Source organism: Kitasatospora sp. NPDC001309 (genome assembly GCF_042896295.1).
Classification (GTDB): domain Bacteria; phylum Actinomycetota; class Actinomycetes; order Streptomycetales; family Streptomycetaceae; genus Kitasatospora.
This window is the reverse complement of the sequence record NZ_JBIAXC010000062.1, coordinates 28,501-51,627: the sequence shown is the minus strand read 5'-3', so window position 1 is coordinate 51,627 and position 23,127 is coordinate 28,501. Positions and strand designations below refer to the sequence as shown.

The following is a 23,127-nucleotide window of genomic DNA, read 5'->3' as shown; positions in this document are numbered from 1 at the left end:
CGACTGGCTCCACACCTACAATCACCACCGCGGACACACCGCACTCGCAGGCAAGCCACCCGCCAGCCGCGTCCCCAACCTCACAGGACAGAACATCTAGGGCCCGCCTTCGGAATCCCGTCGTTCGCCCGGAGGGCGGGCGGGGGTTCGAAGACGGGCCCTGGCACCCGGGGGTGGTCAGCGACGCCAGCGGCGGTAGGCGTTCCACTCCTGGGTGAGCCAGGTGCCGTCGCCCAGGGGCAGCACGTAGTCGACCTCGGGCATCGGGTACTCCAGGCGGCCGTGCAGGGCGCCGGTGGCGGGGTCGGCGAGCCAGTGGCTGTACTCGCGCCAGTCCTGCTCGCCGAAGAGGAGCACGGCGCCCTCGTCGTAGCGGTTGTGCAGGGTCACCAGCACGGTGGAGTCGTCCACGAAACCGGACAAGGAGGAGATGGACGGGTCGTTGTGGACCGAGCAGTCGCCGGTGCCGGGGGCCGGGAAGTCGCTCAGCCGGAGCGTGGCGGTGACCTCGTAGGAGGGCACGGCGTGCCAGCTGATGTCCCGGCCCCTCCGATCGACGGTCATGCAGCGGGTGTTGCCGGAGTCCGCGTCCAGGTAGTCGCGGTCCGCCGGGAGCCGGGGGACCGCGTCCTGCGGCAGCGGCTCGGCCAGGACGAGGGCGCCGGACTCCCGGCGGAGCCGGTGGCGGGTGGTCGGCCCGGAACCGCCCGAGACGTCCACCCCGATGACCTCGCCGTCGGCGTCCAGGAGCAGGTGGGCGTACCGCTCGTAGCCGCCGCACTCGAGCACGCTCCGGGCCAGCACCCGCCCCTCGGCGTCCAGGGTCAGGAAGAGGGTGGCGTCCGGCAGTCCGGAGGGCAGCCGCAGCCAGATCCGGAGCTCCCGGTCGGGACCGGTCATCGTGAACAGGACGTAGCCCCAGCGGTCCACCCGCCAGGTGCCGTACGGCTGCCGCCAGAGCTCCGTGCCGTCCTGGGCCGTCGCGACGTACCCGTCGCCGGTGCCGAAGACGGCGAAGGTGAGGTCGGGAGCCGTCCACACCGGCGCCCACCACTCGGGGCCCGGGGCCGGGAACTCGGCCTTCAGTTCGGCCTGCTCCCGCAGGTCGTAGAGGCGCAGCGAGGTGCCGTCGTGGACCTCCAGGCGGGGAACGGGGCCGGTCGGATCGACGGAGGAGCGGGAGTTGCTCCCGCTCGGGATCGGGTAGCTGGCCACCGGCGTGGGGGTGATCGTCATGTCGCCATCCTCTCCCGACGGGCCGACAGCACCTGGCGGGATCTTGACGACCTTCGGCGTTCACGCCACTCGTGGGGGTGGGCCCCGGGACCGGAGGATGGAGTCATCGCCGACCGGGGAACCCCGGAACGGCCCACCGAACCCCGCCCCACCAGCAGGAACACGAGGTTTCCGATGTCCGCCAGCGCCGTCCTGACCGTGCCCGCCGCCACCCCGGCCGAGGCCGCCGCCCACTACGCCGCCCGGCTCGCCTTCGAGGCGGACGTCTCCGACGTCCACGCCGACCTGGCGTCCGGCGCACCCGGCGTGGTGGTGGTCGACACCCGCAGCGAGGACGCCTGGAACCAGGGCCACATCCCCGGCGCCGTGCACATCCCCACCGCGCGGATCGCCGAGCTCGCACCGAAGTTGATCGACCCGGCCACCACGACCGTGGTCACCTACTGCTGGGGCCCCGGCTGCAACGGCGCCACCCGGGCGGCCCTGGCCTTCGCCCTCCTCGGCCACCCCGTCAAGGAGATGCTCGGCGGCTTCGAGTACTGGGTCCGCGAGGGCTTCGCGTACGACACCGCCACCGGCCCCGAGAGCCGCCCCGTCGACGACCTGACCGCCCCGCGCTCGGGCATCTCCTGCGCGTGCTGAGCGCCGACGCACGGCCGGGCGGCACGATCCGCCCGGCCACCCCGGCCGACCTGCCCGCGCTCGCCCGCCTGTGCGCCGACCACGCCGCCCACGAGCGCGCCGAGCCGGTGCCCGCGGACCTCGCCGCCCGGCTGGCGCCCGCACTGTTCGCCGCGCGGCCGAGGGCGTGGTGCCTGGTGGTCGACCACGGCGGCGAACTGACCGGCTACGCGAGCTTCTCCCGGGAGTTCTCCACCTGGCAGGCCGCCGACTACGTCCACCTGGACTGCCTGTTCGTCACCGAGGCCCACCGGGGCGGCGGGTGGGGCCGCGCCCTGCTCGACGCCGTACGGGACGCGGCCGCAGCACTGGGCGCCGCGCAGCTGCAGTGGCAGACACCCGCCTGGAACACCGACGCCATCCGCTTCTACCACCGGACGGGGGCCCTGAGCCCCCCCAAGGCCAGGTTCTCGCTCCCCACCCGCCCGACCGCTCAGCCGACCACCTCGTACGCGACGTAGTCCGGATGGGCCGCGCCGACCTGGCCCGAACGGCCAGACATGTACGGACAGGGGAACGGCGGCCCCGGCTACCCGGGCATCACGCCGTGGATGCGGGAGAGGGTGAACACGCGCTCGTCCTCGCGCAGGTGGCACCAGGCGTTCAGGTAGGGCGCGTCCAGGGCGAGGCGGCTGAGGGTGCGGACGGTCGTGTTGCCGGACGTGGCGACGTACTCGATCGTGACGGCCTGTCCGTGGTCGACGGCGTGGGCCAGTTGGCGGACGTCGGTGAAGGTCAGATGGCGCGCGTTCCGGGCGATGATCTCCTCGGTGTCGCCGGCGTAGGGGCGGCCGTCGTCCGGGGCGGGCTCCGCGCCGTCCTGCGGGGCGGCGCGGAGCCGGGCGGCGAGGGCGCGCAGGTCGGCGGGCTCGTCCTTGGTCGGGGTACGGGCGCCCGTGCGGGGCCTGCCGGGCCGACGCGGGGGCGGGGCCGGGCGCGCGGCGCGGGGGTGCGGGGGCCGTTCGATCCGGACGGTCCCGTCGGGGGTCTCGGCGACGGGGGCGTAGCCCGCGGCGCGCAGGGCCGCGAGGGTCTTGTCGGGCGGGGTCCGGCTGATCAGTACCGTCGGCGCGAGGTGCCGTAGGCCGAGCGGGGCGAGCTTGCGGTGGGCGGCGAGTTCGGCCAGCAGGGCGGGTTCCTGGCCGTGGATCACGCAGGCGGCGGCCGCGACGCGCACCCGGCCGTGGCTGCGCGCGGTGTCGTGGATCAGGTAGGAGAGCGGCTGGGGCAGCGGTTCGACGGCGACCGCCGCCAGGTCGGCGGTGAGGGCGTCGGGGGTGAGGCCCGCGTCGAGGGCCCGGCGGACGCTGCCCGGGCCGAACCGCCAGACGGAGGCCGCACCGGCGCTCTCCCGGTCCGCGGCGGAGTCCAGCAGTGCGTGGAGGTGCGCGGACGGGGTGCCGGCGACCACGGCGGTGAGGTCGCTGCCGAAGCGGGCGCTCGTGCTGGCGGCGGGCAGCAGCCGGTGGCAGGCGTCGACCAGCGCTTCGGCCTCGGCGTCGTCGCCGAGCGGGGCGGCCCCGAGCAGGGCGGCCCCGATCGGGGAGAGCGCCCCGAGGGCGAGGGCGCCGAGCAGTTCCGCCTCCCGGATCAGGGTGGCGAACGGCTCGGCGTCCTGCGGGAGTTCGTCGGCGAGCGGGCGCAGCCACCGGAGCAGCGCCCCCAGGTCCGCCGGTTTCGCCGCGCCTTCACCGGCCGGGAGCCGGGAGGCGGCGGTGAGCAGCCCGTGCCGGGCCTGGACGCAGCCCCCGCAGGGCGGCGCCCCGGCGAGCGCCGGCCGCGCCTTCCCGTCCTCGTCGCGGCTCCGGCCGGGGGTCAGGGGGAGCGACCACCAGGCCCGGAGCAGGACGGCGAGCCGCTCGGCCGGTTCCCGCCCCGCCCAGGTGTCGTAGGACGCGGTCGCGACGACCCGGTCGCCCTCCACGGCCAGGAGCCCGGCGGCGCTCGCCGCCTCCAGCACGAGGCGTAGCGGCAGTTCGCCGCACTGCGCGGCCCGGCCGATCCTGGCGAGCTCACGGGCGCCGATCCCGCCGGCCTTGAGCCGGACCGGCGGGGCGGCGGCGCACACGGCGAGGACGGACGTCGCGTCGGCGGCGAAGGCCATCGAGGCGGCCGCGGCCTCCCGTTCGACGTCCGTGGCGGTGGCGGGCGCCGTCGGCACGGCGGGCGGGAGGGGTGTGAACGGGGCGTGCCAGTCGGCACCGCGCAGGGCGAGGGCCACTTCGGCGGGCATGCGCGTGGGCCCGTAGTGGTAGCGGTCCCGGATCAGCAGTCCCCGCTCCACCGCCCACTGCTCGCCGGGTGCGGAGGCGGCAGGCGGCCCCCCGAACATGATGGCGCCCACGTGCTCGGGAACCGTACGGGCCCGCCGTGCCAGGAGTTCCCGGGTGGCCTCCGGCGCCTTGGCCGCCAGCGCCGCGACCCGGGCAGGATCACTGTGGTGGTCGATCAGCGCCGCCAGCCGCCGCTCCTTCCTGTTGCCGTCCGGCTTGATCCCGGCCTTCGCCAGCATGCGGGCGAGATCGTCGGAGTTCGCGCCCGCGAGCAGGCGTGCGAGCGGTGCGTCGAGCCCCAGCGGCGCGCGCCACGCGCCCCCCAGTGGCGCCGCCATCCGCAACCGGCCGTCGCCGCCCGGCCACACCAGCGCGCGGTCCGCCAACTCCCCCAGGGCGGCGGCCAGTCCATGGGCACGTGCACCGCCCGTCGCGTCCAGGAGGCCTGCCAGCTCCTCCTGCGACGCGTTCCCCAGCGCGGCGAGGGCTTCCGCCGCCTGGAGGCACGGCAGCGTCAGCCGGGGCAGGGCCGAGGCCACCGACGCCGGGCGCTGCAGACGGTCCGCCAGTTCGCCGACCGAACGCGGTTCCGGGGGCGAGGCGGCGTCCGGGCGCGCTGCCAGGATCCGTTCCAGGGCCGCCGTGTCGAGGCCGCGCAGCCAGGCGACCAGCGCCGACCCGTTGTTCTTACCGATGGGACACCTCACCGCTCAGCAGGGCGGCCGTACTCGCCCGGGGGTACCAGGATGGCCCATCGGCAGCGGCGCGGTGCACCGCTCCCGGAATGCGACGTCCGGGACTCGACAGTCAAATGACTGATGCTGCGTGTGCGTCGGAGCGGGAAGCATCGGTGGCGGCGGTCGGAGGGTGCCCCACCCCCGGCCGTCGGTCCCCCGATGTTCTCTTCCAAGGAATTCCCATGAGCTCCCTTCGCGCCAAGTGGCGCATGGCCGCCGTCACCGCGACGACCGCCCTGGCCGTGCTGATGTTCTCCAACGCCCCCGCGTCCGCCGCCGTGTTCGGCGAGAGCAGCACCTGGGCCAGCGAGATCGAGGACAACGTCCCGGTCCGGGCGAACGGCTTCATGGGCGAGGCCCGGGCCGTCAACGGCGATCTCATCCAGGTGTGGCGCGGGTACGACAACCCCGGCATGTACCTCTCGCTCGACCACGGCCGGCCGGTCCGCCTCGCGGGGGCGACCAATGCCAGCCCGCAGGTGGTCTACATGGGCGGGGCCCAGTTCGTGCTGTTCCACACCGGCACCAACGGGTTCATCTTCTACTGCGTCCTGACCGTGAACCAGGCCAACAACGGCCAGCGGTACCTGAACTTCGGCAACTGGATCCAGGTCCCGAACGGCGCCCAGACGAACGACGGCCGCCCGGTGGCCATCGCCGCGCTGCCGCACAACAACATCTCGCTGGCGTTCCACGGCGCGAACAGCAACGAGATCTGGAGCATGATCTTCAACATCCCGAACAACCTCTGGGGCGACCCGGTGCGGGTCGCCGGCGCCACGAGCAACTCCTCCCCGGCGCTGGCGTTCAGCCCCGCCAACAACCTGCTGCTGATGGCCTACCGGGGGCTCGACAACCGGGTGAACGTCATCCGCACGTACTACCAGAACAACGGCTGGTACGGGCGGAGCATCCTGGACGGCGTGCAGACCGACTCGGAGCCGGCCATCGCCATGGCGGGCTCCGGCTGGGGGCAGGTCGCCGTCCGGCAGCAGGGCACGGGCGTGCTGTACCTGGAGGACGTCCAGGACACCGGCTCGCACGGCGACTGGACCCGCGAGGCCGTCGCCTTCGCCTCGGCGTACGGCCCGCGGCTCATCATGGACGCCTACCGCGCCTACCTGGTCGCCACCAACCTGAACGGGTACGTCATGTGGAAGCAGTCCCGCCAGTACTGAGCCCGAACTGAGCCCGAACCGGGCCCGACCGGCGACCTGACACTGCCCGGGGTGGGGCGGCCCTGAACACGGCCGCCCCACCCCGGGCTCCGGCGTCCGGTCAGGCGGGGTGCGGCGCCCAGGCGGCTTCGATCATCCCGAAGACCTCGTCCACCGTGGCCGCCGGGTCGGCCGCGTCGCGGGCCAGTGAGAAGGCGTCGATCACGAAGCGGGCGACGGCCCGGCAGGCGGTGGGGGTGCGGGTCTGCCCGGGCAGGGCGGTGACGGCCGCGGCGAGGGCCGCGGCGTGGCGCAGCCGCATCGACTCCTCGTAGGCGCGCAGGGCGGGCGAGGAGTCGATCAGGCGCCAGATCGTGGCGGCGCCGTCGGCGGTGCAGTGCCGCACCATGGCGTGGATCTCGCGGCGCAGGGCGGGGATCAGCGGGTCCTCGGGGGTCCGGTCGGTGACGGCCCGGACGAGGCGCTGTTCGAAGTCCTCGTCCTGCTCGAAGACCAGGGCCTCCTTGGCGGCGAAGTGGGAGAAGACCGTGGTGACGGCGACGTCGGCCTCGGCGGCCACCTCGCGGATGCCCACCGCGTCGTAGCCGCGCTCCAGGAAGAGCCGCAGGGCGGTGTCGGCGATCTTCCGGCGGGTCGCGGCCTTCTTGCGCTCGCGGCGGCCGGTCGGCTCGGGCGCGGCGCCGGCCCCGGTGGTCCCGGTCGCGGCGATGGTCCCGGTGGTCCCGGTCGGCTCGATGGTCCCGGTCGGCTCGGTCATGCCCGTGATGCTATCAGCCATGAAAACGGAACAGTTCCAAAATCCTAACCGTTAGTGCTACGGTCGGCCGCATGGAGACCATGAAGAAGGTGAGCTACACCGAGTTCGGCGGCCCGGAGGTCCTGCGCCTGGTGGACGCCGCGCGGCCCGAGGCGGGCCCCGGCCGCATTCGGATCGCCGTACGGGCGGCGGGCGTGAACCCCGTGGACTGGCGGCTCCGGGAGGGCCAGGTGCTGGGGGCCCATCCGCTCCGACTGCCCGCCGGGGTCGGGCTGGACGCCGCCGGGGTGGTGGACCAGGTCGGGGCGGGCGTCGAGGGGGTCGAGGTCGGCGACCACGTGTTCGGCGAAGGGGTCGACACCTACGCCGAGTTCGCGGTGCTGTCCGCCTGGGCGAGGATGCCCGAGGGGCTGGGCTTCGAGGAGGCGGCGGGGTACCCCTCCGTGGTGGAGACCGCGCTGCGCGTCCTCCGCGAGGTCGGTGTGCAACCGGGGCAGACGCTGCTGGTCAGCGGTGCGGCCGGGGGCGTCGGTTCGGCGGTGCTGCAGATCGCCCGCGACCGCGGCATCACGGTGATCGGCACGGCCGGCGCCGCGAACCAGGACTACCTGCGCGGCCTGGGTGCGCTGGCCACCACGTACGGCGAGGGCTGGGTGGAGCGGGTGCGCGGGCTCGGCCGGGTCGACGCCGCCCTGGACCTCGCCGGCAACGGTGTGATCCGCGAACTCGTCGAACTGACCGGGGATCCGAGGCGGGTGGTGTCCATCGCCGACCTCGACGCGCCCGGGCTCGGGGTCCGGTTCTCCGGCACGGCCGGAAGCGTCCCGGCGGCGCTCGCCGAGGCCGCCGACCTGATCGCCCGGGGCCGGCTGCACATCCCCGTCGACACCTCGTACCCGCTGGCCGCGGCCGCGGCGGCGCACGCCGACAGCCGGGCCGGGCACACCCGCGGGCGCCGGGTCATCGTGGTGTGAGAGCGGGCTGACGCCCCGGACCGGACCGAGCAGTGCCGGTCCGGGGCCCCGCTCGGGCCGGGGCGGGTCAGCCGTCGTTCTCCGCGGAGGGGATGTAGGCGCCGGGGACGTCGTTCGGGGCGTGGATCGCGTCCTCGCCCGGGTACGGGGTCCGCCAGTTGTGCGTCTGGTACCAGGTCAGGTGGTTCATCTGGGCCGGGTTGGCCCGGTCCGGCGCCGCGTTCGGGCCGGTCAGCTGCTGCTTGGACTTCCAGTCCTCCCACTGGGCCGCGACCTGCCGCTCGGCCGCCGGCGGGGCGACGGTCACCGGCGCCGCCGCGCCCGCGTCCGGGGCCCCGGGTACGTCGACGCCGCAGGACGGCGGGGTCTTGAGGCCGTCGGTCAGCGAGGTGCGGTTGGGCACCGCGGTGAACGGGGTGAGGTCCGGCTTGTCGGTGAAGGCGGTGGTCATCGGGCTGGCCGCGCTGTCCTTCTGGTTCATCGGGTGGATCCCGAGGATCTGCTCGATGGTGCGGACCATGGTGATCTGCGAGTAGTAGCGGCTGTCGACGGCGCCGTGCTGCGCCCAGGGGCTGATGATCTGGATCGGGGCGCGGTGGCCGTCGACGTGGTCGAGGCCGGCCTGGGAGTCGTCCTCGACCACGAAGATCGCGGTGTCCTTCCAGTACTCGCTGTGCGAGATCTCCTGGACGATCCTGCCGACCGCGAGGTCGTTGTCGGCGACCTGCGCGGCCGGACTGGCCGGACCGCCGGTGTGGTCGCTGGACAGCCACAGCATGTTGAGGGCCGCCGGACCGTTCTGCTCGAAGTCCTGCTTCCAGATCTGGTAGCGGTAGAGGTCCGGCACATCGGTGTCGAACTTCGGGAAGCCGGGCACCGACACGTCGTTGAGCGAGGGGATCGGCGAGGAGGAGTTGAGCGGGTAGGCGGTGTCGTCGCCCGTCGCGTCCATGTTCTTCGAGTCGCAGTACAGGTTCTGCCAGGTCGCGCCGTCGGGCTTGGTGAGGAACTGGTGGAACTCGCCGAAGTCGCGCACGTCCTGGCCGGCCGCCTGGGCACCGGTCCACAGGAAGCCCGAGCGCTGGTGGCCCAGGGCGTCGTCCTCGGTGTCGTAGCTGCGCTCGTACTCCCCGGCCGAGGACTCGGTGTACTCCGGATTGTCCGCCTGCATCAGCCAGTTGTGGCCCTCGGCGGAGTTGGTGCCGATGTCGTAGGTGTTGTCGTAGAGCCCGAACTGCTTGGCCAGCGCCTGCTGGTTGGGCGTGACGTTGGCACCGAACTGGGCCAGCTTCGGGTCGCCGTTGCCCTTGCCGATGTCGCCGAAGACCTGGTCGTAGGTCCGGTTCTCCTTGACGATCAGGAAGACGTGCTTGATCGTCGACGGGTCGCCGATCCGGGCCGGCACCGCGACGGGCTTCGCCTTGTGCCCGTCCGCCGTCCGGACGGCGCCCTTGGTCCAGCCGTTCTGCCGGAAGACCTGGTCCGTCCGGGAGCGGATCTCCTGGTCGGACGGCAGGGTGAACTGCGTCAGGCTGGAGGTGGTGTCGTGGGTGTTGTGGGCGCCGGTGGAGTTGGGGCGGCGCGCGTCGATGCCGCGGGTGTTGGAGACGACCACCTTGGAGCCGACGGTGGTGACCTCCGCCGGGAAGTAGTCGGTGGGCAGCAGGCCGACGTAGCTCACCGGCTCCTGGGCGCCCGCGAAGCGGTAGACGGCCACCGCGTCGGCCCGGCCGAGGGTGACCAGCAGGCGCCCGTCGTCGGTGAGCGTGATCGCGGTGGGCTCGTAGCCCACCGAGGCCTCCGGCCAGGGCTTGGTGGAGATCCGCTGCACCACCTTGCCCCGTGCCGCGTCGATCACGGACACCTGGTCGGAGGAGGTGTCCGCGACGAAGACCGTCCCGCCCTTGGCGTACACGGCCGTCGGGTGCAGGCCCACCTCGATGGACCCGACGGCGGCGGAGCGGTCCGCCAGGTCGATCACGCTGACGGTGCCCGTGGTGGTGGCGCCGGTGTCCGGGTCGGCCGGCACCTGGGTGCCGTAGGAGTTCAGCGTGTCGTCGTCGCCGGTGGCGGCGCGGCCGCCCTCGTTGCTGACGTACAGCTTGTGCCCGACCTGGACGATGCCGCGCGGTGCGTTGCCGGTCGTCCAGCTCTGCCCGAGCGCGCCGGTGGCCGCGTTGATCTCGACCACCCGGTTCTGGCCGTTGACGGCCGCGTACACCGTCGAGCCGTCGGCCGAGAACACCAGGCCCGAGGCCAGCGCGTGCTTGGTGCCGTCGGCCGGGATGGCGACCTTCACCGGGTTCGCCAGGGAGCCGTCCGCGTTCACGGTGAACCTGGTGTAGCCGTCGAGCTGGCCGAGCCAGAGCTGCTTGCCGTCCGGTGAGTAGACCGGGGCCTCCTGGCCGACCGAGCCGTCGGTCAGGTGCAGGTCGGCGGTCTTGGCCTTGCCGGCGCGCTGCTGCACCTTGCCGGTCCTGAGGTCGACCACGACCAGCGAGGCGTCGCCGTCGGCCAGCGAGGCGGCCAGGTGGGTGCCGTCCGGGCTGACCCGGGAGCCCATCAGCTTGCCGTTGTCGATGACCAGGCGGTCGCCGTACGGGGCGATGTACTGGTCGCTGGAGATCACCTGGCCGTCGGCGGTGACCTGGCCGACCTGGTCGGTGCCGAACTGGTGGGTGGTGGCGAAAGCGGTGCCCGTGGCCACGGCCACCGCCGTGATGCACGCCGTGGCCAGGGTGGCCCGGCGGCCGACCTTGCGGCCGAGGAGCACCGGGTGCTCCCTCTGGACTCGTCGACGACGCGTTACCTGCATGGCGTCAGCCCTTCGTGGTGAGTGCGCTGCGTTGATTCCGGTGTCTTCGCTGCGGGTGGTGCTTGTGGTGCTTGTGGTGCACGTGGTGCCGGTGATGCGAGTGGTGCGGGTCATGCGCTCAGTGCGCTCAGTGCGCTCAGTCCGTCGAGGAGTCGAGCAGGTCGATCTGGCCGTCGAACTGCCAGAGCGGGTTCGGCGCGTCCCCGGTGCCGGTGTGGACCAGGAAGTAGCCGTTGACCTCCTTCGGCCCGTCGCCGTCGGCCATCACCCGGCCGTCCGAGGCGACGTCGAGCTGGTAGACCGCCGTACCGGGGGCCTCGGTGCCGGGCAGGTGCCAGGTGACCACGCAGCGCCAGTCGTTGCCCGGGCCCTCCGGTTCGACCTGGCCGTCGCCCCGGTTGCAGTCCGCGGCCACCCGCAGGTCGGCCTCGGTCACGGCGGGGCGGTGCAACTGCTCGGTCTGCAGCCGGTACAGGTGGGCGAACACGGTGGAGACCGTCCGCTGGACCTTCGCCCGGCTGATCCCCGAGCCCGTCGAGGGCGCGGCCACCGCGACCACCCCGGTGGTCAGCGCGAGCAGCCCGGCCAGCGGCAGCACCCCGTGGGTGAGCGCGCGGCGCTTCTCGCCGTCCTCGCTGCCGTTGGTGAAGTCCCGCCGGACGAACAGCCGGTAGGCCGCCGCGGTCGCCACCACGGCCCAGACCAGGCTGACCGCGACCGCGATCAGCAGCTCCGGCAGCCGGTTCGGCTCGGCGAACAGCCCGTTCCAGGAGACGAAGGCGTAGCCGGGCAGGGCCAGCCGCAGCGGCACCGGGAGCGGCAGCGTCTGGGCGAGCTGCATCGCGACCGCGGACAGCGCGGGGACGAGCAGGCCCATCGGGGAGCGGCCCAGCACGACCGAGCCGAGCAGGCCGAGCGAGGCCAGCGCCATCGTCGGCGCCAGCGCGGCGGCCCAGGCCAGCAGGACGCCCACGGCCGCGTCGGACGGCGCCAGCAGGTGCCCGTCGACGCCGACCAGCGGCTGGTTCCCCACCGCGGCGAGCCCGCCCGCCGTACCGGACGCCACCAGTCCGGCCACCAGCAGGACGATCACGGTGGCGCTCGCCAGGGTCTTGGCGAGGAAGATCCGGCGCGGCGAACGGACCGCCACCAGCAGGTGCCGCCAGGTGCCGAGCCGGTCCTCGGCGGCGAACACGTCGCCCGCGACCACCGAGGTCAGCAACGGCAGCGCCCAGGAGCCCGCGAAGCCCAGCAGCACCAGCGGGCCGGCCCACGCCGTGGCGTGCATCCAGCGGCCGAACAGGGTGTCGGAGGGCAGCGTGCCCTGCTGGGCGACGGCGGCCACGAACAGCCCGGGCAGCGCCCAACAGGCCAGCACCAGCAGGCGGATCCGCCACTGCGAGACCAGCTTCACCAGCTCGAAGCGGTACACCCGGCCCACCGGCACCGGGCGCGCCCCGGCCCCTGCCGCCGCACCACCGGCCGTCGTCTCCCCGGCCGTGACCGTGCTCATCGTCCGTCCTCCTGCTGCTCCTCGGTGAGGGCCAGGTACGCGGCCTCCAGCGGGGACACCACGGGGGCGACCTCGCGCACCCGGACGCCCTCCCGCACCAGTCCGTCCACCAGCCGCTCCACGGCCGGCCCGGTGGCGCGCACCACCAGCGCCTCCGTACCGCGCCACGCCCCGGCCCCGTCCAGCACCGTCACCCCGGCCGTCCCGACGGCCACCCGCCGCGCGGCGCCCAGGTCGGAGGTGAGCAGCCGGTGGTCGAGCGCGCGGGTGTCGGCGGCCAACCCGCCCAGCGGGCCGGAGAACCGGACCCGCCCGGTGGCGAGGATCGTCACCTCGGAGCAGAGCGACTCCAGGTCGTCCATCCGGTGGCTGGACAGCACGACGGTCACGCCGTCCTCGGCGAGCCGGCGCAGCGCCCCGTGGACGTGCTGCTGGCCCGCCGGGTCCAGGCCGTTGGAGGGTTCGTCGAGCACCAGCAGCCGCGGCCGGGTGAGCAGCGCGGCCGCCAGGCCGAGCCGCTGGCGCATGCCCAGGGAGAAGCCGCGCACCCGGTCGTCGGCGACGTCCCGCAGCCCGACCTCGTACAGCACCTCGTCGATCCGGCCCGCGCCGGCGTCCTCCCCGCGCAGGGCCGCCAGCGCGGCCAGGTTCCGCCGCGCGGTCAGCGAGGGGTAGAGGCCGGGACCGTCGACGAAGCCGGCCACGCCGTCCGGTGCGGCAAGCGCCCGGCCGACCGGTCTGCCCAGCACCTCCAGCTCGCCGCCGTCGGCGACGGCCAGCCCGAGCAGCAGCCCGAGCAGGGTGGTCTTCCCCGCGCCGTTCGGCCCGGCGAGCCCGTGGATCCGCCCGGGGAGCAGCTCCAGCCCGACCCCGTCGAGCGCCACGACGTCACCGAAGCACTTCGTCAATCCCCGTGCCCGTACGGCAGGTTGCGTGTCTTCCATGGCTCCTTCTCGCAGTCCCCCAGGGAAGGTAGGGGGTTGACGGGGTGGCGTCAGGAGCGCGCGGTTGAACTCCGGGGGAACAGCAGTCCGAGGGGCCTACACGAAGGGGCACATCACCATGTCGTACGACTCCACGCCGGACACCCTCCGGCACAGCCTGCGGGTCGCCGAGCTGATGGGCGAGCTGATCAAGGAGCTGCTCGACCGCTCCGTCCGGCACGACCTGAGCAAGACCCGCGAACCGGAACGGCCGGTCTACGACGCGGTGGTGCCGCGACTGCGCGCCGCGGCCTACGGCAGCGAGGAGTACCGGGCCCTGGTCGACACGATGGGCGAGGGGCTGCGGCACCACTACGCGCACAACCGCCACCACCCGGAGCACTTCGCCGACGGGATCAACGGCATGACCCTGGTCGACCTGCTCGAAATGCTGGCGGACTGGAAGGCGGCCACCGAACCATCCCGCACGGCGACCTCGTGGAGAGCCTGGCGATCAACCGCGAACGGTTCGGCATCGCACCGCAGCTGATGGACGTCCTGACGAACACGGCCGGCCACTTCGGGTGGCTGACCGCAGAACCCGATCCATCCATAACCGGTCAAGGAAGTTACGACATCGAGCCGAATGACTGTGAATGATCCGGATTATCCGTGACAAACCAGGGCAGTTGAGCACCAGCGCCTTGACTGCCGCGACGGCCTCGCTCAATACTCGTCACCAGTTGAACCGGTGACGCAGAGAGCAGGCGCACCGGACGGACACTCACCAGGAGGCACAGTCATGGCAGTCAGCTACACCGGAACGGTCATCGTGACGGGCGAGGGCCGCAACGGCGGGCACGTCGCCTCCAGCGACGGCAGCCTCACCATCTCGCTCGCCGTCCCGAAGGAGCTGGGCGGCGCCGGCGGCGCCACCAACCCCGAGCAGCTGTTCGCCGCCGGCTGGGGCGCCTGCTTCCTGGGCGCCGTCCGGCGCGCCGCCGCCGACCGCAAGGTCCGGCTGACCAGCACCTCCATCGCGGTCGGGACCACGCTGACCCACGGGGACGACGGGGAGTTCGGCCTGAGCGCCGTCCTCACCCTCGAACTCGGCGGCGTGGACCAGGAGACGGCCACCGAGCTGGCCCACGCGGCACACCGGATCTGCCCGTACTCCAAGGCGACCCGGGGCAACATCCCGGTGACCGTGCAGGCGACCGCGGTGACCGGCTGACGCCACCGGCACGGGTCGCGTCCGGGCCCCGACCGGACGCGCAAACGCCGAACCCCCGCCCGGTGGCCGCAGCAGCGGCCGGGGCGGGGGCGGAGGACCAACCCTGCGGCGGGGCGTCAGTCGTCGGCACCGCCGTGCTGGCGGGCCCGGTAGGACGCGGCCTTGACCCGGTTGCCGCAGGTCCGCATGGCACACCACTCACGCCGGTGGCCGCGGGAGCGGTCCAGGTAGACCTGGGTGCACTCCGGCCGGGCACACTCCCGCAGCAGTGCGGCGTCGTCGCCGCCGAGGATCTCGACGGCCTCCCGGGCCAGGGCCGCGAGGCCCTGGGAGACGGATCCGCTCCTGGTCGCCCCGGTGGCGTGCAGGCGCAGCGTCACCGGCAGTCCGGCCGCGTGCCGGTTCAGCTCGGCGATCGCCCGGGCCGGCATCGGCTGCCCGTCCAGCCGGGCGGCCACCAGGGCGTAGATCGACTCGCGCAGGTCGACCGCGATGTCGAGGTCGGTCTCGTCGGCACCGGCGCCGCCGTCGAACATCCCGGACTCCACGAACCAGGCGTCGAGTTGCTCGGGGGCGGCCAGCTTCTCCAGCGGCGCGGCGTTGCGCCGGGCGCGCAGCGTGCCGACGAAGTCGAGGGGCAGGGTCCCGCAGGGGAAGGCGTGCATCACGTCACCATACTGACCAGTCACCGCCCCGAACGCAATGCCCGGAGCACTCCCCTGAGCCTTCCCGGGTCTCCGGGGGACTTCCCGACGGCGATGCGCCGCGTCGCCCGCTCCATCACTGTCCAGACCAGTAACGTTCCGCCCGGGTCCGGTTCCCGTACCGGCCCCGCAGCTTCCGGAGGGCAACTCATGATCGACAGGCGCAGCTTCCACAGGACCGTCGGACTCGGCGCCGGCGCGGCCGCCCTCGCGCTGGCCGGCCTGCCGGGCACGGCCGGCGCCGCCCCCGCCCCCGCACCCACCCGCGGCCGCTCCGGCCCGGCCCCGGTGGTGCCGACGATCGCCCCCGGCACCCACACCACCTTCCCGGTGCTGCGCCAGGCCACCGCCGGCGTGCTCGACGTCGGCTACGCCGAACTCGGGCCCGCCGACGGGCCGGTGGTGCTCTGCCTGCACGGCTGGCCCTACGACATCCACAGCTACCTGGACGTCGCCCCGCTGCTCGCCGACCTCGGCTACCGCGTGATCGTCCCCTACCTGCGCGGCCACGGCAGCACCCGCTTCCGCTCCGCGCGCACCGTCCGCAACGGCCAGCAGTCGGCCATCGCCCGGGACATCATCGCGCTGCTGGACGCGCTCCGGATCGACCGCGCCGTGGTCGCGGGCTTCGACTGGGGCGCACGGACCGCCGACATCCTGGCGGCCCTGTGGCCCGAGCGGGTCAAGGCCCTGGTGTCGGTGACCGGTTACCTCATCACCAACCGCGACGCCCAGCGGAACCCGATCGCACCGGTCACCGAGCACGCCTTCTGGTACCAGTACTACTTCGCCACCGACCGCGGCGAACGCGCCATGCAGGACCCGAAGCTGCGGCACGACCTCGCCCGGGAGGTCTGGCGGACCGCCTCCCCCACCTGGAACTTCGACGACGCCACCTTCGAGCGCACCGCGGCCGCCTTCGAGAACCCCGACTACGCCGCGATCGTGGTCCACAACTACCGCTGGCGGCTGAGCCTGGCCGACGGCGAGCGCCGCTACGACCACGACGAGCACCTGCTGGCCCGCAAGCCGACCATCCAGGTGCCGACCGTCACCCTCGACCCCGCGCTGGACCCGTTCACCCCCGCCCCCGGCGACGGCTCCTCGTACCGGTCCATGTTCACCGGCCCGTACGAGCACCGGACGCTGCCCGGCATCGGCCACAACCTCCCCCAGGAGGCGCCGACGGCCTTCGCCCAGGCCGTCGTCGACGCCGACCGGCTCTGACGCCGAGTCCCGCGCCTCGCGCCGGAAAAACGAACGGCGCGGGGCGAAGCGGACTGCTACGCTGGCGAACGACCTACCCCCCCTACGAGGAGTGCAGCAGACATGGCGGGTGACGACGACATCTCCGGGTGAGTCCCGGGCTTCTTGACCGTTGCGGGCGCAGGGCGCCCAGTGCAGCGGTCGGAATCGTCGTACCCAGTCCCCCTGTCTCATCCGGGCCGGACTCGTCTCCGCCCGCTCACTTCCAGGTAGTCCTCCATGTCTTCTGCGTCCTCTGCGTCCTCCGCGTCCGTCGTCGGCTCCCAGCTGTCCTTCTCCTGGCCGGACGACACCCCCGTGTTCCACGACCTCTCCTTCTCCGTCGGCACCGGCCGCACCGGCCTGGTCGCGCCCAACGGCTCGGGCAAGAGCACCCTGCTCAAGCTGATCGCCGGTCAACTGCGCCCCTCCACCGGGTCGGTGACGATCAACGGCACGGCCGCCTACCTCCCGCAGGACCTCCCGCTCACGGCCGGCCTCACGGTCGCCGAAGTGCTCGGCGTGGCCGGGGTGATCCGGGCCATCGACGCGGTGGAGTCCGGGGACGTCGCCGAGGAGCACTTCACCACCATCGGCGACGACTGGGACATCGAGGAGCGCTCCCTCGCCCAGCTCGAACGCCTCGGCCTCGGCGCGCTGCCGCTGGACCGCCGACTGGGCACCCTCAGCGGCGGCCAGGTCGTCCGACTCGGACTCGCCGCCCAGCTGTTGAAGCGACCGGACGTCCTGCTGCTCGACGAGCCCACCAACAACCTCGACCTCGGCGCCCGGCACCGCCTGTACGACGCGCTGGAGGACTTCAACGGCTGCCTGCTGCTGGTCAGCCACGACCGCGCCCTGCTCGACCGGATGCACCGCATCGCCGAACTCGACTCGCACGAACTGCGCCTCTACGGAGGCGACTTCACCGCGTACGAGGAGGCGGTCCAGGCCGAGCGGGAGGTCGCCGAGAAGAACGTCCGCAACGCCGAGCAGGACCTCAAGCGCGAGAAGCGCGAGATGCAGCAGGCCCGGGAGCGCGCCGAACGCCGGGCCGGCAACGCCGCGCGCAACCTCAAGAACGCCGGGCTGCCCCGGATCTTCGCCGGGAACATGAAGCGCGGCGCCCAGGAGTCGGCCGGGCGCTCCGGCCAGGTGCACTCCGCCCGGGTCGACGAGGCCAAGGCCCGGCTGGACGAGGCCGGGCGCGCCGTGCGCGAGGAGCAGCGGCTCACCCTCGACCTCTCCGGGACCAGGGTGCCCAGCGGGCGCGACCTCTTCATCGGCGAGCAACTCCAGGTCTGGCGCGACGGCAGCCCGCTGTTCGCGGACGGCGGGATCGACCTGACCGTCCGCGGCCCGGAGCGGATCGCCCTCTTCGGCGCCAACGGCGCGGGGAAGACGACCATGCTGCGCCTGCTCGTCGGGGACCTCGCCCCGGACGAGGGCCAGGTCAAGCGCGCCGACGGCCGGGTCGCCTACCTCTCCCAGCGGCTGGACCTGCTGGACCAGGACCGCACCGTGGCGGAGAACTTCGCCGCCGCGGCGCCGGAGCGCCCCGAGGCCGAGCGGATGAACATCCTCGCCCGCTTCCTGTTCCGCGGCGCCCGCGCCCACCTGCCGGTGCGGGCACTGTCCGGCGGCGAGCGGCTGCGCGCCACCCTGGCCTGCGTGCTGTGCGCCGAGCCCGCACCGCAGCTGCTGCTGCTCGACGAGCCGACCAACAACCTCGACCTGGTCAGCGTCGGGCAGTTGGAGGGCGCCCTCAACTCCTACCAGGGGGCGTTCCTGGTCGTGAGCCACGACGAACGCTTCCTGGCCGGCATCGGCGTCGACCGCTGGCTGCGGCTGGCGGACGGCACGCTGACCGAGACCGGCGCCCCGACCGCCTGAGGCCCGCTCCCCCGCGGCGGCCGGCGGGGCCGCGCCGAGCCCCGCCGGCCGCCGGGCCGTTGCCCTCCGGGCGTCGCGCACCCCCGAGGCGGCCCCAACGCGGTTCACCGCCGGGGCACCCGGGGCGCCGGCGCCCCTGCCGAGCGGAGCCTGGCCTCGGTGAGGGCGGTCAGCCGGGCCGCGCTCGGGGTCTGGTCCTCGCGGTGGCGGTCGATCAGCCGGTACTGGGTGGCGGCCCTGCTCCAGGCCTCCAGACCGGCCGGATCGGCCAGCAGCGCGGGGTTGGCGAGGTAGCGCTCGGCCATGGCGTCGGCGAGTTCCTCGATCCTCGGATCGTCCGGCTCCCAGCCCTCGGCCTCCCAGGCCCGCTGGGCCAGGTCGACGAAACCGGGGTCGTCCAGCTGTCGTTCGAGCTGGGCGAGGAAGGCCTCGAAGCCGCCGGGCACCAGCACCCGGGCGAGCACCAGCGCCTCGCGCTGCCCGGCCACGTAGTCCGGGCCGAAGCCGAGTCCGGCCATCCGGTCCAGGACGGCGCAGGCGCGGTCGGGCAGCAGGGCCCGGTCGCCCTCGGCCAGCCGGTGCAGCGTGGCGCGGCGCTGCTCCAGTTCGGCGATCCGCTCGGCCAGCCGTCGTCGGACGTCGGCCAGGGCGGCGGTGAACTCCTCGGCCCCGGCGTCGAGCAGCGGCCCGATCTCGGCCAGCGGGACCCCGGCGGTGGCCAGCGTGCGCACCTGCACCAGGCGCAGCAGGTGGTCCGAGCCGTACCGCCGGTAGCCGGAGCCGTCCCGCGGCGGCTCCGCCACCAGCCCGTGCTCGTGGTAGTGCCGCACCGTCTTCACCGAGACGCCGAGGAAGGACGCCGCCTGACCGATCGTGACTCCGCTCATCATGCGCCAAGTCTCCCGTGCGATCGGGCCCGGGCCCGGCGGCCGACGGTCGGCCGGTCAGCCCGCCGACCCGGCCGGCCCGGCCGGCCCGGCCGGCCCGGCCTGCTCGCCGCCGAACACCGCGCCCACCAGCAGCTGTTGGGCCCGCTGGAAGCCCGCGGCGACGGACATCTCCGGGTCGTCCACGAAGTTCAGACCGGCCGTCAGGACCCGGCTCCCGTCGGCGGAGCCGTACATCAGCGCCGCCGAGCCGATGGTGGCGCCGTTGTGGTGGTAGATCGTGCCGCCGGCCGGGCCGAGGTCCTGGGCGAACAGGCCGAGGCCGTAGCCGGCCCGCTCCTCCGGGGTGCGCATCTCGGCCAGCAGCCCGGCGGGCAGCAGTCGGCCGCCCATCAGCGCGGCGAAGTAGGTGTGCAGGTCCTGGGTGGTCGAGATCATGTCGCCGCCGGCCGCGACCCAGCTGGGGTCGTGCCGGGTGACGTCGACCGTGCGCTCCTGCCCGCCGTCCCGGTAGCGGTAGTAGCCGTGGTGGTGCGGCTCGGGGAGCTCGGGCGAGCTGCCCGGCGCCACGGTGCCGGTCAGCCCCAGCGGGGCCAGCACCAGCCGCCGCAGCTCCTCGGCGAACGTCCGGCCGGTGGCCCGTTCGATCACCAGCCGGGCCAGCACGTAGTTGGTGTTGGAGTAGCTCCACCCCTCCCCCGGCGCGAACCTCGGCGCCCGGGACAGCGCCAGCCGGACCAGTTCCTCGGGCCGGTAGGTGTGGAAGCGCAGGTCCACCCACTCCTTGCCCCGCCAGGGGACGCCGGGCTCGACCGTGCCGTCCGCCAGCAGCTCGCCGGTGTGGCTGAACACCCCGCTGGTGTGCTGGAGCAGCATCCGTACGGTGATCCGGTGGTCCAGCCCGAATTCGGGCAGGTAGTGGTCAGCGGGGGTGTCCAGGCCGATCCGGCCCTCGGCGACCAGCAGCAGCACGGTGGTGGCGACGAAGCTCTTGGTGCTGCTGCCGATCCGGAAGTGCCCGTCGGTCAGCGCCGGGGCGTCGCCGCCCCGTTCGCGGGCTCCGGCGCTGCCGGCCCAGCTGCCCCGTTCGTCGCTCACCCGCAGCTGCACGCCGAGGAAGCCGGAGCCGGCCAGCTCCTCGATCGCCCGCAGCAGTTCCGGTCGGTCCTGCCCCTGGTCGGGGCCGGCGGATCGGTCAGGGTGGGTGGTGGCCATGGGTGCTCCCCGGTGTTCGTCGTGCCCGGACCGCTGTCCGGCTGCTGCGACGAATCTCCACCCTGCCCCAGGGGCGGGCTCAAGCGTGATCCGGCTCACAGCGGCGCTGCGCACCGCGCCGGGGACTCAGCCGGTGACTCAGCCGGTGACCTCGATCGTCACGTCGTAACTGCGCTGTTTCGGCGTGCAGTTGAGGGCTTCGCCGCAGACGGTGCGGGAGGCGGTCAGGTGGGCCGTGCCCGCCGTGCGGGCGGTGAAGGAGGTGGTGACGGTGCCGCAGCCGCCGCCGGGGCGGCAGGAGGGGGACGGCGCGGTGGTCGGGGAGCCGAGCGGGGAGAGCACCTCGGGGGCGGAGCTGGTGGCGGCGGACCAGTACGTCCCCTGGAGTTCGACCGAGACGGTGGCCCCGACGGTCGCCTTCACCGTGGTGTGGTTGGCCTTCTCGTCGGCGGTCACGGCGGCCGGCTTGATCGTGACCAGGGCTGTGGGGGACGCCGGGGCGGGCGCGCCGGTGGAGCCGCAGCCGGTCAGGGCCAGCAGGGCGGCGGCGCAGCCGAGGGCGAGGGTGAGGGGTCTGCCGAGATTCACGGGGGTTCCTCCGGGTCGGGGTGGAAGCGGTGGTGGTTCGACGCGCGGGACGCCGGATCGGATCCCCCCGAATGCGGAAGTACCGCACCGGGGCGGGCGCGAGGCCCACCCCGGTGCGTCGAGCCGAGGCGATCGTCAGGAGACGGTCACGTCGTCGTAGTAGGTGTAGGTCGGGTCACCCGGGTAGTTGTCGTCGTGGTTGCTCAGGGTGAGGGTGTACGAGTGGCCCGGGGTGACGGCGGCCGTCTTGTTGGTCCAGCTGCCGGTGGTGGTGCAGGTCTTGGCGAGGACCGTGGTGGTGGTGCCGGTGGTGTTGTCCTTCAACGTGGCGGTGGCCCAGTCGTAGGTGACCGTGTCGTCGCAGGTGTTGCTGTACCAGAAGGACAGCTTGCTGGAGCCGGTCGGGGCGGTGAAGGTCTGGGCGACGGAGGAGTCCCCGGTCGGGTTGGTGGAGCCGACCATCGCGCCGTAGCTGCCGCTGTGCGCCGCGCCCGTGGTGGCGGAGGTGGTACCGGCGGCGGTCCAGCCGCTCAGGCTGCCGGTCTCGAAGCCGCCGTTGGTGACGGCGTTGCCGCCGCCGGAGCCGCCGGACTCGGTCCAGCTGAACGTGGTGCTGCCCGCGGCGCCGGTGGTGTCGGTCGCGGTGACCGTCACGTTGGCGGTGCCGGCGGCGGTCGGGGTGCCGGAGATCAGGCCGGTCGAGGAGTTGATCGACAGGCCGGCGGGCAGGCCGGTGGCCGAGTAGGTCAGGGTCTGGCCGGAGGCCGAGTCGCTCGCGCCGATCTGCAGGCTGGCCGCGGTGCCGACGGTGCCCGACTGGTTGCCCGGGTTGGTCACCGTGACGGTGTTGGTGGTGCCGCCGCCGTGGTTCAGGATGGCGTGGGTGATGGCGCAGGAGTTGGTGTCGTTCGACCAGCTGGCCTGCTCGGCGAAGGTGCCGTAGGAGCCGAAGGAGACGTTGGCGGCGCCACCGGTCGAGCCGGGCTGGATCCAGGCGCACTCGTCCGAGTTCTCCTGGCCGTTGTACGAGCTGCCGGAGACGTGGTTGGTCCAGCCGCCGGCCGGGTTCTGGTCGGACATCATCTCGTGCCACTCGTGGCCGAGGGTCATCGTGAAGCCGTCCAGCGTGCCGGGCGAGTTGACGAAGCCGACGCCGCAGCTGCTGCCCTGGTCGATGTTGTACGGCTGGTTGGAGAAGGCGATGTCGCCGTAGGGCGAGCTGGCCGCGCCGCCGTTGAGGGTGGTGTCACCGTTCCAGTCGTGCCAGGCGCAGTACCCGGTGGTGGGGTTCTGGTAGTCGTCCGGGTTGGTGCCGTGCGGCGACAGGACGATGTAGTACGCGTCGCGGTTGGCGGCGGCCGTGGTGTTGCCGAAGTGGCCGGCGGCCTTGACGGCCTCCTGGGCCAGCTGGTTGCCGCTGGCCGAGGCGGGCGAGGCGGCCGCGTTGTCGTACCAGACGCCGGAGAGCACGCCGCCGCTCTGGTACGGGATGAAGTTGGCGTTCGACGGGCAGCTGACCGCGCCGGAGGCGACGTTGGGGCCGTCGCACCACTGGGTCAGGTCGGCCGACCAGGTCTCGCCGTTGGTGCCGATGCCCTTGAACATCTGCTGGGTGGCACCGGCCGCGCCGGCCGAGTCGCCGGAGAACTTGGCGTTGCCGTTGGCGTCGGTGCTCTGGGTGCCCCACTGGGTGCCGTAGAAGACCAGGTAGACCTTGGAGTGGCCGCTCTGCACGCCGATGCCGTCGACGCCGCCGCCGTAGGAGAGCGTCTCCTGGCCGGTGGCCGCCGCCTGGTTGTGGGCGGCCATCCACTCCTTGTACTTCTTCTGCTGCTGCTTGCCCATCACCGCGCCGTGGCGGTACGGGTGGCCGTTCTGGGGGCTCCAGGGGTTGAACTCGTTGTTGACGCTGCCCGAGGAGCTGGAGATGTCCTGGGCGGCGGCCGGTCCGGCCGCGCCGGCGAGACCGGCGGCGGCGAGCGCGATGGACGCCAGGCCGGTGAGCGCCGCGTTCTTCGCGCGCCGCATTCTGGGGGAGTGACCCATGGGGTGAGGGTGCCTCTCTGCTTACCGATCGCCCGTTGCGGCCGGGGGGCCGCGAACGATCCCTTTGTGGGGAAGGAGCAGCAGGCGGAATCCACCGAGCGCCGAATCCGGTTCTATCTTCCGGACAGCCGGAATTGACGGTCTCTCGGTGGGGCCAGCTGCTTGGGGATGAAGGAAAGCAGAGTTGATGAACGGTGGTCAACGGCTGCGGGTAAGGAAACATTAAGA

19 protein-coding genes and 1 pseudogene are annotated in these 23,127 nt (G+C 73.4%); 9 read left to right on the top strand and 11 right to left on the bottom strand.

What is annotated here, in order from left to right; translation table 11 throughout:
- Positions 1 to 100 (top strand): annotated as a pseudogene (locus ACFY2K_RS39050) (IS481 family transposase); the annotation flags it as partial.
- 77 nt (positions 101 to 177) lie between these two features.
- Here the strand turns inward: ACFY2K_RS39050 and ACFY2K_RS39045 are convergent.
- Positions 178 to 1,236 (bottom strand): hypothetical protein, encoded by a 1,059-nt coding sequence (locus ACFY2K_RS39045; RefSeq protein ID WP_387717396.1) that lies wholly within the window; start codon positions 1,234 to 1,236, stop codon positions 178 to 180.
- 174 nt (positions 1,237 to 1,410) lie between these two features.
- Here ACFY2K_RS39045 and ACFY2K_RS39040 point away from each other — a divergent pair, with 174 nt between their 5' ends.
- Positions 1,411 to 1,878, top strand: a complete 468-nt coding sequence (locus ACFY2K_RS39040) for a rhodanese-like domain-containing protein (RefSeq protein WP_387717394.1) — start codon at positions 1,411 to 1,413, stop codon at positions 1,876 to 1,878.
- Complete coding sequence (locus ACFY2K_RS39035; protein ID WP_387717392.1) at positions 1,872 to 2,378, top strand: GNAT family N-acetyltransferase; 507 nt, start codon at positions 1,872 to 1,874, stop codon at positions 2,376 to 2,378. Before ACFY2K_RS39040 ends, ACFY2K_RS39035 begins: the two co-directional genes overlap by 7 nt.
- A 68-nt stretch (positions 2,379 to 2,446) precedes the next feature.
- Here the strand turns inward: ACFY2K_RS39035 and ACFY2K_RS39030 are convergent, their stop codons facing one another.
- Positions 2,447 to 4,897, bottom strand: a complete 2,451-nt coding sequence (locus ACFY2K_RS39030; protein WP_387717390.1) for a helicase C-terminal domain-containing protein — start codon at positions 4,895 to 4,897, stop codon at positions 2,447 to 2,449.
- Positions 4,898 to 5,109: 212 nt separating this feature from the next.
- Here ACFY2K_RS39030 and ACFY2K_RS39025 point away from each other — a divergent pair, with 212 nt between their 5' ends.
- Positions 5,110 to 6,105: a hypothetical protein gene (locus ACFY2K_RS39025; protein ID WP_380523694.1), complete on the top strand. Its 996-nt coding sequence runs from the start codon at positions 5,110 to 5,112 to the stop codon at positions 6,103 to 6,105.
- A gap of 100 nt (positions 6,106 to 6,205) precedes the next feature.
- Here the strand turns inward: ACFY2K_RS39025 and ACFY2K_RS39020 are convergent, their stop codons facing one another.
- A complete protein-coding gene (locus ACFY2K_RS39020; protein WP_380643896.1) occupies positions 6,206 to 6,862 on the bottom strand; it encodes a TetR/AcrR family transcriptional regulator in 657 nt (218 codons plus the stop codon).
- Positions 6,863 to 6,942: 80 nt separating this feature from the next.
- Between ACFY2K_RS39020 and ACFY2K_RS39015 the strand changes: the two genes are divergently transcribed.
- Positions 6,943 to 7,836 (top strand): NADP-dependent oxidoreductase, encoded by an 894-nt coding sequence (locus ACFY2K_RS39015; RefSeq protein ID WP_380643897.1) that lies wholly within the window; start codon positions 6,943 to 6,945, stop codon positions 7,834 to 7,836.
- A gap of 67 nt (positions 7,837 to 7,903) precedes the next feature.
- Here ACFY2K_RS39015 and ACFY2K_RS39010 read toward each other — a convergent pair whose 3' ends face one another.
- From ACFY2K_RS39010 to ACFY2K_RS39000, 3 genes are all read right to left on the bottom strand, one after another.
- A complete protein-coding gene (locus ACFY2K_RS39010; RefSeq protein WP_380593160.1) occupies positions 7,904 to 10,651 on the bottom strand; it encodes an alkaline phosphatase family protein in 2,748 nt (915 codons plus the stop codon).
- 136 nt (positions 10,652 to 10,787) lie between these two features.
- Positions 10,788 to 12,164, bottom strand: a complete 1,377-nt coding sequence (locus ACFY2K_RS39005) for an ABC transporter permease (protein WP_387717387.1) — start codon at positions 12,162 to 12,164, stop codon at positions 10,788 to 10,790.
- Complete coding sequence (locus tag ACFY2K_RS39000; protein WP_387717385.1) at positions 12,161 to 13,108, bottom strand: ABC transporter ATP-binding protein; 948 nt, start codon at positions 13,106 to 13,108, stop codon at positions 12,161 to 12,163. The genes ACFY2K_RS39005 and ACFY2K_RS39000 overlap by 4 nt, the downstream gene beginning before the upstream one ends.
- Positions 13,109 to 13,226: 118 nt before the next feature.
- On the opposite strand from ACFY2K_RS39000, the gene ACFY2K_RS38995 reads away from it, so the two are divergent.
- Positions 13,227 to 13,637 carry a DUF5662 family protein gene (locus ACFY2K_RS38995; protein WP_387717383.1) on the top strand — a complete coding sequence of 137 codons (411 nt, stop codon included), beginning with the start codon at positions 13,227 to 13,229 and terminating at the stop codon, positions 13,635 to 13,637.
- A gap of 252 nt (positions 13,638 to 13,889) precedes the next feature.
- On the top strand, positions 13,890 to 14,321 hold the full coding sequence (locus ACFY2K_RS38990; protein WP_387717381.1) for an organic hydroperoxide resistance protein: 432 nt from the start codon (positions 13,890 to 13,892) through the stop codon (positions 14,319 to 14,321).
- Between the two features lie 116 nt (positions 14,322 to 14,437).
- Here ACFY2K_RS38990 and ACFY2K_RS38985 read toward each other — a convergent pair whose 3' ends face one another.
- Complete coding sequence (locus tag ACFY2K_RS38985) at positions 14,438 to 14,989, bottom strand: CGNR zinc finger domain-containing protein (RefSeq protein WP_380523708.1); 552 nt, start codon at positions 14,987 to 14,989, stop codon at positions 14,438 to 14,440.
- 186 nt (positions 14,990 to 15,175) lie between these two features.
- Here ACFY2K_RS38985 and ACFY2K_RS38980 point away from each other — a divergent pair, with 186 nt between their 5' ends.
- Complete coding sequence (locus ACFY2K_RS38980) at positions 15,176 to 16,252, top strand: alpha/beta fold hydrolase (RefSeq protein ID WP_380523710.1); 1,077 nt, start codon at positions 15,176 to 15,178, stop codon at positions 16,250 to 16,252.
- A gap of 258 nt (positions 16,253 to 16,510) precedes the next feature.
- Positions 16,511 to 18,163, top strand: coding sequence for an ABC-F family ATP-binding cassette domain-containing protein (locus tag ACFY2K_RS38975; RefSeq protein WP_387717379.1), 1,653 nt, complete (start codon positions 16,511 to 16,513; stop codon positions 18,161 to 18,163).
- A 104-nt stretch (positions 18,164 to 18,267) separates the two neighbouring features.
- Here ACFY2K_RS38975 and ACFY2K_RS38970 read toward each other — a convergent pair whose 3' ends face one another.
- The 4 genes from ACFY2K_RS38970 to ACFY2K_RS38955 all read right to left on the bottom strand — a co-directional run bounded on the left by ACFY2K_RS38970 (position 18,268) and on the right by ACFY2K_RS38955 (position 22,899).
- A complete protein-coding gene (locus ACFY2K_RS38970) occupies positions 18,268 to 19,053 on the bottom strand; it encodes a MerR family transcriptional regulator (protein ID WP_387717377.1) in 786 nt (261 codons plus the stop codon).
- 54 nt (positions 19,054 to 19,107) lie between these two features.
- Positions 19,108 to 20,265, bottom strand: a complete 1,158-nt coding sequence (locus tag ACFY2K_RS38965; protein WP_387717375.1) for a serine hydrolase domain-containing protein — start codon at positions 20,263 to 20,265, stop codon at positions 19,108 to 19,110.
- A gap of 138 nt (positions 20,266 to 20,403) precedes the next feature.
- Positions 20,404 to 20,853, bottom strand: a complete 450-nt coding sequence (locus ACFY2K_RS38960) for a hypothetical protein (protein WP_387717373.1) — start codon at positions 20,851 to 20,853, stop codon at positions 20,404 to 20,406.
- Positions 20,854 to 20,988: 135 nt separating this feature from the next.
- Positions 20,989 to 22,899, bottom strand: a complete 1,911-nt coding sequence (locus tag ACFY2K_RS38955) for a putative Ig domain-containing protein (protein ID WP_380523720.1) — start codon at positions 22,897 to 22,899, stop codon at positions 20,989 to 20,991.
- Between the last annotated feature and the right edge of the window lie 228 nt (positions 22,900 to 23,127).